The organism is Lapidilactobacillus luobeiensis (genome assembly GCF_024345205.1).
GTDB lineage: Bacteria > Bacillota > Bacilli > Lactobacillales > Lactobacillaceae > Lapidilactobacillus > Lapidilactobacillus luobeiensis.
In genome coordinates, this window is the sequence record NZ_BROC01000001.1 from 121,726 (window position 1) to 133,583 (window position 11,858).

At 49.0% G+C, this 11,858-nt stretch carries 11 protein-coding genes; 10 read left to right on the plus strand and 1 reads right to left on the minus strand.

All coding sequences use genetic code 11. The features are described 5' to 3' along the window. The first annotated feature begins 131 nt into the window (after nucleotides 1-131). From hisS to OCU21_RS00535, 5 genes are all read left to right on the plus strand, one after another. On the plus strand, nucleotides 132-1,436 hold the full coding sequence (gene hisS, locus OCU21_RS00515; RefSeq protein ID WP_261805553.1) for a histidine--tRNA ligase: 1,305 nt from the start codon (nucleotides 132-134) through the stop codon (nucleotides 1,434-1,436). Next, on the plus strand, nucleotides 1,436-3,202 hold the full coding sequence (gene aspS / locus OCU21_RS00520; protein ID WP_261805554.1) for an aspartate--tRNA ligase: 1,767 nt from the start codon (nucleotides 1,436-1,438) through the stop codon (nucleotides 3,200-3,202). Before hisS ends, aspS begins: the two co-directional genes overlap by 1 nt. 939 nt (nucleotides 3,203-4,141) lie before the next feature. Continuing rightward, nucleotides 4,142-4,663 (plus strand): peptide-methionine (S)-S-oxide reductase MsrA, encoded by a 522-nt coding sequence (gene msrA / locus OCU21_RS00525; protein WP_261805555.1) that lies wholly within the window; start codon nucleotides 4,142-4,144, stop codon nucleotides 4,661-4,663. A 195-nt stretch (nucleotides 4,664-4,858) separates the two neighbouring features. Then, complete coding sequence (locus OCU21_RS00530; protein ID WP_261805556.1) at nucleotides 4,859-5,737, plus strand: YitT family protein; 879 nt, start codon at nucleotides 4,859-4,861, stop codon at nucleotides 5,735-5,737. A 144-nt stretch (nucleotides 5,738-5,881) separates the two neighbouring features. After that, on the plus strand, nucleotides 5,882-6,787 hold the full coding sequence (locus OCU21_RS00535) for a deoxyribonuclease IV (protein ID WP_261805557.1): 906 nt from the start codon (nucleotides 5,882-5,884) through the stop codon (nucleotides 6,785-6,787). Nucleotides 6,788-6,980: 193 nt separating this feature from the next. Here OCU21_RS00535 and OCU21_RS00540 read toward each other — a convergent pair whose 3' ends face one another. Continuing rightward, nucleotides 6,981-7,799, minus strand: coding sequence for a pyruvate, water dikinase regulatory protein (locus OCU21_RS00540; RefSeq protein WP_261805558.1), 819 nt, complete (start codon nucleotides 7,797-7,799; stop codon nucleotides 6,981-6,983). Between the two features lie 204 nt (nucleotides 7,800-8,003). On the opposite strand from OCU21_RS00540, the gene rpsU reads away from it, so the two are divergent. The 5 genes from rpsU (at nucleotide 8,004) to OCU21_RS00565 (ending at nucleotide 11,837) form a co-directional block, all read left to right on the plus strand. Further along, complete coding sequence (gene rpsU, locus OCU21_RS00545; RefSeq protein ID WP_125596037.1) at nucleotides 8,004-8,186, plus strand: 30S ribosomal protein S21; 183 nt, start codon at nucleotides 8,004-8,006, stop codon at nucleotides 8,184-8,186. A gap of 155 nt (nucleotides 8,187-8,341) precedes the next feature. Further along, nucleotides 8,342-8,797 carry a GatB/YqeY domain-containing protein gene (locus OCU21_RS00550; RefSeq protein ID WP_261805629.1) on the plus strand — a complete coding sequence of 152 codons (456 nt, stop codon included), beginning with the start codon at nucleotides 8,342-8,344 and terminating at the stop codon, nucleotides 8,795-8,797. 1,202 nt (nucleotides 8,798-9,999) lie between these two features. Next, the gene (locus OCU21_RS00555) at nucleotides 10,000-10,995 is read left to right on the plus strand and encodes a PhoH family protein (RefSeq protein WP_261805559.1); all 996 of its coding nucleotides are present in this window, start codon (nucleotides 10,000-10,002) and stop codon (nucleotides 10,993-10,995) included. Further along, on the plus strand, nucleotides 10,976-11,455 hold the full coding sequence (gene ybeY, locus OCU21_RS00560; RefSeq protein ID WP_261805560.1) for an rRNA maturation RNase YbeY: 480 nt from the start codon (nucleotides 10,976-10,978) through the stop codon (nucleotides 11,453-11,455). The genes OCU21_RS00555 and ybeY overlap by 20 nt, the downstream gene beginning before the upstream one ends. Beyond that, nucleotides 11,433-11,837, plus strand: coding sequence for a diacylglycerol kinase family protein (locus OCU21_RS00565; protein ID WP_261805561.1), 405 nt, complete (start codon nucleotides 11,433-11,435; stop codon nucleotides 11,835-11,837). The genes ybeY and OCU21_RS00565 overlap by 23 nt, the downstream gene beginning before the upstream one ends. Nucleotides 11,838-11,858 lie beyond the last annotated feature (21 nt).

An 11,858-nucleotide genomic window follows, 5' to 3' on the forward strand; every position in this document is an offset into this window, starting at 1 on the left:
AGGTTGAGCCTGGGCTCCGTCTGCAACGACGTTATCCAATTAGACCAAATTAAGGTGGTACCGTGCAAAAAGCACCCTTATCAAACAAGATAGGGGTGCTTTTTGTCTTTTTTCATCAAGGAGGAATAACCATGCGCTATCAAAAACCGAAAGGCACTGCGGATATTACCCCAGCAGAGTCACGAAAATGGCAATTTGTGGAACAAAAGGCGGCGGAAGTATTCGGCACCTATGATTTCCAAGAGATCCGGACGCCGATCTTCGAATCCTATGATGTTTTCGAACGTTCATCTGGCGAAAGTTCTGACGTTGTTTCTAAGGAAATGTATGATTTCTTTGACAAGGGCGAGCGTCACATTGCTTTACGCCCGGAAGGCACCGCCGGTGTGGTCCGCGCTTATGTGGAAAACAAACTTTTTGGACCGGAATATGTCAAACCTTACAAAGTTTATTATCATGGGCCGATGTTTCGCTATGAACGGCCGCAATCCGGTCGTCAGCGTCAATTCCATCAAATCGGGGTCGAGGCATTCGGCGCCAGTTCTCCAGCCTTAGACGTGGAAATTATCGCGATGGCGGAGGAATTGTTGCATCAGTTGCAACTCCACGATTTGAAATTGGAGATCAATAGTTTAGGCGACGCGGCGACGCGCCAAGCTTATCACGAAGCGTTGGTCAACTATTTGACCCCTTTGCAAGATCAGCTTTCCGCTGATTCTCAACGGCGCTTGACGACGAACCCTTTGCGCATTCTTGACAGCAAGGACGCCCACGATCAAGAGTTGGTCGCCGACGCGCCAAGTATCTTGGATTATTTGACCCCGGACTCCGCGGCTCATTTCGCGGCGGTCAAGGCGGGCTTGGCCGCTTTAGGAATCGACTACACGGTCAATCAAACCATGGTTCGTGGGTTAGATTATTATACGGATACGATTTTTGAGATCATGGTCAGCGCGCCGGCTTTCAACAATACAGAAATGACGGTGATCGCCGGCGGTCGTTATGACGGACTGGTTCAAGAATTCGGTGGACCTGATGAACCGGGCATCGGCTTTGGCATCGGTCTTGAACGGCTGTTGTTGCTGCTGGATGAGACAAAGTTGGGCTTAGCCGCGCCAGGATTGGACTTTTATCTGGTCAAGGCAGGCGACAACTTAGATAGCACGGCCTTACAGATCCTGAACGCGATTCGCCATGCCGGCTTCCGCGCCGATCAAGATTATCTTGATCGCAAAGTCAAAGGCCAATTCAAAAACGCTACACGGCTGAACAGCCGCTTCGTGATCACATTAGGTGATAGCGAGTTGGCTAGTGGGCAAGTTCCAGTGAAGGACTTAGCGTCTGGCGAGCAGGTTTCCGTCAGTCTCAGCGCGATCCAGACTGATTTTAACAAGGTTTATCAAGATTTGATGCAACAATTTGGAGGCAAAGCGTAATGGTAGAACGAACAACATATTGTGGTTTAGTTGATGAGCAGTATTTAGGTCAAACCGTTGATCTGGCGGGATGGGTTCAGAAACGGCGGAGCTTGGGCAACCTGGTTTTCATTGATCTGCGTGATCGGGAAGGCATCGTCCAATTGGTTTTCAGTAATGAAATCGATGCGGCTGCTTTAGCCGTTGCGGAAACGCTGCGTTCTGAATACGTGATCGCGGTCCAAGGCCGGGTGCGCGCTCGTGGGGAGCACGCGGTCAATCCAAAAATGAAAACCGGCAAGATCGAAGTTGAAGTGACGAAATTGACGGTTTTGAATAAGTCAAAAACACCACCTTTCGATATCGCCGACAATGTGACCGCCTCCGAAGATACCAAATTGAAGTATCGTTATTTGGATCTGCGCCGGCCAGAAATGATGAAAGGCTTGCGGACACGGGCGCAAATCGTTAAATCGGTCCATCATTATTTAGACGATCATGGCTTTATCGAAATTGAAACACCTGATCTGACCAAGTCGACTCCAGAAGGCGCCCGGGATTATTTAGTGCCATCACGGGTCTATCCCGGCAGCTTCTTCGCCTTGCCGCAATCGCCACAATTGTTCAAGGAATTGTTGATGGGCGCGGGTTTTGACCGGTATTACCAGATTGCCCGTTGCTTCCGGGACGAAGATCTGCGGGGCGACCGCCAACCGGAATTTACCCAAATCGATTTGGAAACAAGTTTCTTATCCGCCGAAGAGATCCAAGCGATCACTGAGGGCGTTATCGCCCAAGTCATGCACGATGAGAAGGGGATTGACGTCAAATTACCGTTCCCACGGATCACTTGGAATGACGCCATGGCCCGCTATGGCTCTGATAAACCAGACTTGCGTTATGGCATGGAACTCCAAGATCTGAGCGACTATTTCAAGGAGAGCAGCTTCAAGGTCTTCACCGATGCCATTGCCAATGATGGCCAAGTCAAGGCAATCGTCGCGCCCCAAGCAGCGGCTCAATATTCACGGAAAAAGATCGACGGCATTCAAGATTATCTCAAGCGTTTTGGCGCTAAAGGGCTGGCTTGGGTCAAAGTCGAAGCGGGCACCGTTGCCGGTCCGATCGCGAAATTCTTAAAGGATGATGCTGCCAATTTGTTGGATCGACTAGGCGCGCAAGATGGCGACCTGATTCTTTTCGTCGCCGCCAGTCAAAAGGTTGTGGCAGATAGTCTGGGCTATTTACGGACTTTCTTCGCCAAAGAATTGAACCTCATTCCGAAAAACCAATTTGCGTTCACTTGGGTCGTTGATTGGCCTTTGTTTGAATATGATGAAGGCGACCAGCGTTGGATCGCGGCGCACCATCCCTTCACGATGCCTAACGAAGAAGATGTTCATTTGCTGGACACAGATCCTCACGCCGCCCACGCGCAAAGCTACGATATTGTCTTGAACGGCTACGAATTAGGTGGCGGTTCGATCCGTATCCATCAACGTGAGATCCAAGAGAAAATGTTGAAGGCCTTGGAAATCAGCCCGGAGACCGCCCAAAAGCAATTCGGCTTCTTGCTGGACGCGATGGACTACGGGTTCCCACCACTAGGCGGCTTGGCGATCGGGTTGGATCGCTTTGCGATGCTGTTAGCGGATCGGGACAATATTCGGGATGTGATCGCCTTTCCGAAGAACTCCAACGCGACCGAACCAATGACCGCGGCGCCAACGCCAGTAGCGCCAGCGCAATTGGATGAACTTGGTATCGAGGTCGAGAAACAGGATTAGGGTTTGGTGGCTTGAACGTCAACAAAGCGCAATTCGCACTTAATGAAAAGTCATGTCTGCGGACGTGGCTTTTTTGCATGAAATTTGGGAATTGGATGATATAGTAGGTTGGCCGCAGCTTGCGCTGCGAAATTCGGGGTGAGATCGCTGTGGGCGTCACTTTGAGCTTCGCAAAACCCGCGAATCTCAAAGCTGAGCCTTATTCTAAGCGGCAAAGCCGCTAAGAATAACGACACGGCTATCTCACCCCGAATTTCTCCGCTCCAGCCGCTCAACGTTATAACAGTCGCTTGAGCACTCACGCCAACTGACAAGCTATGGTCAATTGATGGGGAGCCACGCAATTGACGACCGTAGTTAGTGGTCACCAGCTTTAAATTGGTGACACCAGTACAGTCTGTCTGATGAACAGAGCTAGTTCTCAGTGAATCAACTGAATCGGTTGGCCTTCCACCCGTGGATTGTTATGGAAACGAGTAAAGATGTTCAACCGATGCAAAAGTCCCAACCTTCTAATCCGAATTTGTTGGTATTGCCGTACCACCTCAAAAGTGGGCAATTGTTTGACCTCTAGTTCGCAAAAGCACTTCGTTCGATACGTCGCCTCGATTGAAAATAAGCTCAATTCTGCCCAGCAACCGCCTCAGGACGTGTGGCTCAGCGGTGAGATTATTCTTAGCGATTTATCGCTTAGAATAAGGCTCGATTTGGAGACAATTCCCGTTTTTGGAATTGGCTTCAAACGACGCCCACCACGTTCCAGTCCGCAAAAGCAGTCCCAGCCGGTTGCGCTTATACAACCCCCACCACACATGCAATTAGGCAAAAAGAATCCCGAACAGAGGTGCCATCAAATCAAATTGTGCCCAACTTGTTTCATTGCATTTTCAGCGGATAACACAGATAATGGAGATAATGATGGAGAAAGAAGTGAGTTTGATGACACAAGCAAGCGCGATTTTTGCCGGTGGCTGTTTCTGGTGTATGGTGCAACCTTTCGACCAGCATCCAGGGATTTTGAAAGTAACCTCGGGGTATACAGGCGGTCATGTGGTCGATCCAACTTACGAACAAGTTTGTAGCGGCACGACCGGTCATACAGAGGCGGTCAAGATCGATTTCGATCCGGCGGTGATTTCGTATCAGGAGCTGGTCGACATTTACTGGCAGGTGACCGATCCGACTGATGCGTCTGGCCAATTTCAGGATCGGGGCGATAATTATCGGCCGGTCATTTATGTGGCCAATGAAGCGCAACAACAGATCGCCACGGCTTCACGGGCGGCTTTGGCGGCCTCAGGTGTGTTCAAGCAGCCGATCGTGACGACGATCGAGCCAGTTGAGCCGTTTTATCCGGCGGAAGACTATCATCAGGATTTCTACAAGAAGGATCCGGCACGGATGGCCTTGGAAGAGGCGGGTGGCCGTGAGCAGTTCATTCAGACGCACTGGTCTAAATAAGTGGCGTAGCATCAGGCGATTTCTATTGATCGGCTTGCTAAGATGATTGGAGAGTATTATCGCTTTCTGTAAGAAAAGCGCGAGTGGATTTCCATTACGCTATTTTTTTTAAAATGGCAGATCAAGACTAACTCCCAACTGTGACAATGTGTTACAATAGTGGCACATTAGCGTGTAGAGAGGATCCTTACGACCATGTTTAACGATTTAGAAAAAATGAGAAGGCGACATTCTAACTTGTCCAAGTTATCAATGGCGTTTTTTTATGCGATTGCGGTTTCGATTGCTTTGAATTTCTTTTGGCAGCCAGGTAAGATTTATTCGTCTGGCGTGACTGGCGCGGCACAGGTGATTGCCAGTATTTCCGAAAAGGTCCATATTCCTTTGACGACGCCGATTTTGTATTTCGCTTTGAATATTCCTTTATTCATTTTGGCTTGGTTCAAGATTGGGCATCACTTTACTGCTTTTACATTTTTGGCGGTGTTGTTCTCGACGATCATGATGCATTTGATGCCAGCTGTTCACATTACCAATGATCCGATCGTTTGCGCGATTTTTGGTGGTTTGATCAACGGTATGGGGACGGGGATGGCCCTGAAGAATAATATTTCCACGGGTGGTCTGGATATCATTGGTATTATTTTACGTAAAAAAACAGGTCGGAGTATGGGCTCAATCAATATCTTCTTCAATTTGATCATCATCATCGCGGCCGGGTTTGTTTTTGGTTGGGTCCATGCCTTATATAGTGCCATGGGGATCTTTATCAACGGTCGGGTGATCGACATGGTTTATACTAGTCACCAGCGTTTGCAGGTGATGATCATCACTAATCAGCCGAAAAAAGTGATCAATGAGATCCAACATTCGATGCGGCGTGGGATCACGATCGTGCATGACGCTGAGGGTGCCTTCAAACATGAAGAAAAAACGATCTTGTTCACGGTCATCTCACGTTATGAAATGCATGATCTTTCCGATGCTATGTATAAATCGGATCCGTATGCCTTTGTTAGTATCACTGAATCATTTAAGGTCATGGGCCATTTCTATGAGCCTAAGGTCGAGTAAATAGAGAGTGTGAGCCACCCCGGGAGCTCCTGAGCATTAGCCTAGCCAGGCTTTTGGAGGCAGGGCTTGGCCTCCGAAAGCCTGGCGTAGCTAAGCGGAAGGAGCTGGGGTAGCGAACACGTTTCAAATAGAGGAGGTTTTATCATGACCACACCATTATTGATTGGCTCACATGTAAGTATGAGCGGGCAAAAAATGTTAGTGGGCGCCGCGGAAGAAGCGATTTCCTATCAGGCGACCACAATGATGGTTTTTACCGGCGCGCCGCAAAATACGCGACGTAAACCGATCGCGGAGTTGCGGATCCCTGAAGGCCAAGCACTGATGGCAGCCAATGACATTGCAAAATTGGTGGTGCACGCGCCTTATATTCTGAACTTGGGTAATACGATCAAGCCGGAGAAATTGCCTTTCGCGATTGAATTTATGCAAGAAGAGCTGCGCCGGGCTGATGCGTTAGGTGCCTATGCGATCAGTTTCCATCCTGGCGCGCATGTTGGTGCTGGCGCTGATGTGGCGATCACCCAGATCGCTCATGCTTTAGATGAGATCATTTCTCGGGATCAAAAGGCGACGATCGCACTGGAAACGATGGCCGGAAAAGGGACAGAAGTTGGGCGAACTTTTGAGGAACTCGCGCAGATCATTGATCGGACCCAGCAAAATGATCATCTTAGCGTTACTTTTGATACTTGTCATACCAGTGATGCAGGTTACGACATCAAAAATGATTTTGATGGGGTTCTGAACCAGTTTGATCACGTGATCGGGCTGGAGCGGCTGAGCGTGATCCATTTGAATGACTCGAAAAATCCCCAAGGGAGTCACAAGGATCGCCACACCAATCTGGGATTTGGCACGATCGGCTTTGATGCGCTGAATCGCGTGGCGCATCATCCCCAATTGTTGGCAGTACCGAAAATCATGGAAACGCCATATGTGGGGATCACGGCAGACGCTAAGGGGACGATCGCGCCTTATGGTGCTGAGATCGCCATGGTACGGGCCGGTCGTTTTGATCCGGATATGATCGCTAAACTCCGTGCTTAGACCTGAACTGGTCGGCTCGATCTGAAATTTTGAATTTATCCCCTCGGTCATTAAAAAATTGGCCAACTAAAAAAACGCGCCAATGCTCGCTGATCTGTCAACTTGACCAGAACACAAGGCATTAGCGCGTTTTTTGATTATTTAGATAAATATTATTTTGATCGTTTTTACTTTTGTCGGACCATCTGCAAGCTTAATAATGATCCAAGCCAAGGCGTTCTAAGATCAGAGTCGCTGTTTCTTCGATCGAGCGGTTAGAAACATTGATCACGTAGCAGCCCAGTTTCTTGTAGAGGTTCTCCGCAAAGGCCAGCTCGTTTTTGATCTCATCCATATTGGAATAGTTGGTGTCCGGATTCAAGCCATAGGCGATCATTCGCTCACGACGAATGTTGTTCAACACCTTAGGATCATTGGTCAGACCAATGATCTTATGAGGATCGACTTGGTAGATCTCGTCAGGGATATGCGCTTGGGGCACGATCGGCAAATTGGCGACTTTGATATTGCGATTAGCCAAGAAAAGCGAGATCGGTGTTTTGGAGGTACGCGAGATGCCTAATAAAATCACGTCAGCGTCAAGAAAACCGCGTGGATCTTTGCCATCATCATAAAGCACCGCGAATTCCATGGCGGAGATCCGGTCGAAATATAGTTCGTTCAAATGATGGACCGCGCCAGCCTCATGCGTCGGTTGCAAGTTGAAACGCTTGCTGACGGAGCGAACGACTGGTGATAGTAGGTCGATCGCGGTCAATTCATGATTGGCCGCTTGGATCTGAATATACTCGCTTAAGCCTTGCGTCACAACAGTATGGGTGATGATCGCATTCTTTTCCACCGCAACTTGGATCAGACTGTCGACTTTTTCTTTGGTATTAACGAAGGGGAAACGTTCATAGATCGGTTTGACTTCAGGAAATTGCGCCATAGCGGCCTGGGTCAGTTTGAAGGCTGTTTCACCTACGGAATCTGAGATCAAGCATAAATAAAGGGTTTTTCGTTGTGCCATTCCTATCATCCTCATTTATTTCGACTTTTTCTTGCTAAGTCAATCATAGCATATTCAACGCTTACATAACTATTTTAACGGAATTTTCCTAAAGTTGTTGACCTCATTTTTATCTTTCGCTATAATAGACAAGAACACTTATGGGGTTGCGCAATTTGCACAGGTCGTGGGTAGTTACATAGAAACCGGAAGGAGGGAAATCACATGGCTAATAAGACAGTTGTCCGTGACAATGAGTCAATTGATGATGCTCTTCGACGTTTTAAACGTTCCGTTTCTAAAAGTGGTACACTTCAAGAATATCGGAAACGAGAATTTTACGAGAAACCTAGCGTTAAGCGTAAATTAAAATCCGAAGCTGCCCGGAAACGTAAAAAGTTTAGATAATGAGAAACGCCCTCTTGGTTTGGGATTACGAATGTGATCACTAACTAAGGGGCTTTTTTCTTTGCTGGCGCTTTGTTGAATTTCACCGGTGAACGCAGGGAACTGACCTGACGCCGCCAAACTATTTTTTCAAAAAAAGAAAGCGAGGAATTATGATGGATCTGACCACACAATTGACCAATGATTTAAAAACAGCGATGAAGGCCCACGACAAAACCAAATTGAATGTCGTGCGGATGATCAAATCGTCCCTGATGAACGCTAAAATCAAGAAGGAAAGCCTCCAAGCCACCTTGACCCGCGAGGAAGAATTAGCGGTTTTGAGCACCGAACTGAAACAACGCCAGGATTCGCTGGCCGAATTTGAAAAGGCGGGTCGCGACGATTTGGCCGCCGAAACCAAAGCGGAAATCGCTATTGTCCAAACCTATCTGCCCGCACCTTTGAGCGATGCTGAGTTAGGCGAAGCGGTCAGCGCCGCGATCAATGAAACCGGAGCGACCTCCATGAAGGATATGGGGGCAGTAATGAAGGCTCTGATGCCCAAAGTCAAGGGACGTGCCGATGGCGGCAAAGTCAACCAGCTCGTCAAAACGGCTTTGATGAAGTAAAGCGTTCAGGCACCTGGTAAGGCCGCAGGAACGTTTCTACCCAGGTAAGGAGATCAGTACTGATCGCGCTCGTTCGCCCGTCGCAGGCGGTTAGGACGGCGCTAAACGTCCAATGACTTCCGCGGTTTGGCTGCCAAGGCGCAGCTTAACCGTCTAGCAAAATTGAAACGTTTGAAATTTTGGCCCCACCAAATAACGATCATGGCAACGGCACTCGGACAAAAAGCGAGTGCTGTTTTTGACCCAAACAGTTAGTAAGCGTTTGCCTAGACAGATTGTTACCTCATTCGGTTCCATTTTTGATTTTATTCTTAATTGCAGGTGTGGTGGGTTTGGATGGGGACGCAACCGCCTCAGGACGTTTATCGTGGCTGGAACGCGGTGGGCACTGTTTTGAGCCAATCCGCAAAACTCGCGGCTTGTCTCAAAATCAGACCTTATTCTAAGCGATAAATCGCCAAGAATAATCTCACCGCTGAGCCACACGTCCTGAGGCGGTTGCTAGGCAGAATTGTGCTTATCTGCAATTGATACGAAGGATTTGACGAAGTGGTTTTGCGAGTTAGAGGTCATAACAATTGCCCACTTTTGCGGTGGTACGGCAATACCAACGGATTTGGATTAGTAGGTCGGTACATTTCGGATAGTGCCACCAACTTTATCTCACTTACCTAAGCGGGTTCGGGTTGAAAACTGACCGATCCAGCTGATTCACCGAGAACTAGGTTTGTCCATCAAGTAGACAGCGCTGGTGTCACCAATTTAAAGCCGGTAACCACTAACCACGACCGTCATTTGCGTGGCGCCTCATCAATTGGCTATAGCTTGCCAGTTGGCGTGAGTGCTTCAATGATTAAGTTAACGTTGGGCGGCTGGAGCGGAGCGTAGTGTTGGTGGTCTGTTCGTTTGTCGGCGGAAGGTCGGACCGGGGGTGAGTCAGCCGCGATATTATTGTTGGCGATTAATCGCCTACAATAAGGCCGAGCTTGAAGATTTTCGGTGCACTTCCGAAAAGCTTCAAGTCGTGCCCGCAGCGTTCCACCACCCCCAGCCCGACCTGGAGCCATTCCATATCTGCCCACCACCAACGCCACGCGCAGCGCAAGCCGCGGTCAAACTACTTTCACCTTTTTGCTAGTCGCGCTCTGGAGCGGTTTGTGCTAAAATTTAGGTATTGCAAGTATTTGATGGGAGCGAAATAGTTGGTCGAAGAAACCTCGGTTGAAAAGGCGTTCACCTTGACCCACCCAGAACAGGCGTTGAACCTACTGGGAGTCAATGATGAATTTCTCCATTTGTTAGAAGAAGACTTGAACGTTGAACTACGCGCTTTCGCGGAGAGAATCACGATCACCGGGCCGGCGCCCACAGCCAGTTTAGCGCTGCAAGTCTTGGAACAATTAGCACAAGTCAGCGCCCAAGGAATCACCCTCAGCACCGCCGATGTTCAAAGCGCTTTGAAAATGGCGCAAAAAGGGACTTTGGAATATTTTAGCGAACTTTATCAGGAAGTCCTGATCCGCGACAGTCAGCAGCGGCCGATCCGGGTGAAGAATCTGGGGCAGCGCCAATATGTTCAATCGGTCCGCCACAATGAAATCACCTTTGGCGTAGGGCCGGCGGGGACGGGGAAAACATTTCTAGCGGTGGTCTTGGCGGTCTCAGCCTTGAAGAGCAACCAAGTCCAGCGGATCATTTTGACCCGGCCTGCGGTGGAAGCGGGGGAGAGTCTGGGCTTTCTTCCCGGCGACTTGAAAGAGAAGATCGATCCTTATTTGCGGCCGCTGTATGACGCGTTGTACACGATTTTGGGCACGGAGCAGGCCAATCGGATGTTGGATCGAGGCATTATTGAGATCGCGCCGCTGGCTTATATGCGCGGGCGGACTTTGGAAGAGGCGTTCGTGATCTTGGATGAGGCCCAGAACACGACCACCGCGCAGATGAAGATGTTTCTGACCCGTTTGGGGATCAATTCGAAAATGATCATTAACGGTGATTTGACCCAAGTGGATCTGCCGCATAATCAGAAGAGTGGGTTGCGGCAGGCAACCGAGATCTTGCAGCAAGTCAAGCGAATCGGGATCGTGCGCTTTTCTTCAACGGATGTGGTACGCCATCCAGTTGTCGCTAAAATCATTGACGCGTACGAAAAATTTGATCAGGAGCAGATGAAACGTGAATCTAGAAATCATTAATGACGACCATTTGTTACCCGCAGAACGGGAAGATTGGATCCGTAAATTAGTTGACTTTGCGGCGGCGAAGCTGGAACTGCCCGCCGACACGGAAATGTCGATCAGCTTGATCACCGATGACAAGATCCGCGAGATCAATCGGGAGTATCGCGACAAGGATCGGGTGACTGATGTGATCAGTTTCGCCATCGAGGATGATGAGGCCGATGAGTGGCCCAACTTCCGCGAGCTGGAAGACGAGCTGGACATTCCGCGTAATATCGGCGATTTGTTTATCGCCCCTGGGCACGTGGCGGAACAAGCCAAAACTTACGAACATAGTTTTGACCGGGAATTCGGCTATACGGTGGTCCACGGGTTTCTCCACTTAAATGGTTATGATCACATCGAGCCCGCCGATGAGCAGGTGATGATCAAACTTCAAGAAGAAATACTTGATGCTTATGGCCTCAAACGTTAAGCCGCCGCAAACAGGCAAGAACCATAATTTCTGGCAGTCGTTCAAACACGCTTGGACCGGTCTGCGCTTTACCTTCCAGCATGAGCAGAATTTCAAGTTTCACGTGTTGATCGGCTTTTTGGTGATTGTTTTCAGCGCGGTGATCCAAGTCAATACCACCGAGTGGCTCTGGCTGATCGGGGTGATTTTCATTGTGTTGATCGCCGAGCTGTGGAATACGGCGGTGGAATATATCGTCGATTTGTTGGTGGCCAAGCAGTACGATCCCTTGGCCAAGCACATCAAGGACGTTTCCGCGGCGATCGTCTTGGTGGCCGCGGCGTTGGCGGTCATCGTCGGCTTGATCATCTTCGTTCCATATTTTTGGCAGTTATTGTTTTAGAAAAACATTTTGCATGATAAG

Excerpts from the sequence above, each read along its gene's own strand:
- hisS (WP_261805553.1), top strand. The coding sequence starts at position 132 with ATGCGCTATCAAAAACCGAAAGGCACTGCGGATATTACCCCAGCAGAG.
- aspS (WP_261805554.1), top strand. The coding sequence starts at position 1,436 with ATGGTAGAACGAACAACATATTGTGGTTTAGTTGATGAGCAGTATTTA.
- msrA (WP_261805555.1), top strand. The coding sequence starts at position 4,142 with ATGACACAAGCAAGCGCGATTTTTGCCGGTGGCTGTTTCTGGTGTATG.
- OCU21_RS00530 (WP_261805556.1), top strand. The coding sequence starts at position 4,859 with ATGTTTAACGATTTAGAAAAAATGAGAAGGCGACATTCTAACTTGTCC.
- OCU21_RS00535 (WP_261805557.1), top strand. The coding sequence starts at position 5,882 with ATGACCACACCATTATTGATTGGCTCACATGTAAGTATGAGCGGGCAA.
- OCU21_RS00540 (WP_261805558.1), bottom strand. The coding sequence starts at position 7,799 with ATGGCACAACGAAAAACCCTTTATTTATGCTTGATCTCAGATTCCGTA.
- rpsU (WP_125596037.1), top strand. The coding sequence starts at position 8,004 with ATGGCTAATAAGACAGTTGTCCGTGACAATGAGTCAATTGATGATGCT.
- OCU21_RS00550 (WP_261805629.1), top strand. The coding sequence starts at position 8,342 with ATGGATCTGACCACACAATTGACCAATGATTTAAAAACAGCGATGAAG.
- OCU21_RS00565 (WP_261805561.1), top strand. The coding sequence starts at position 11,433 with ATGCTTATGGCCTCAAACGTTAAGCCGCCGCAAACAGGCAAGAACCAT.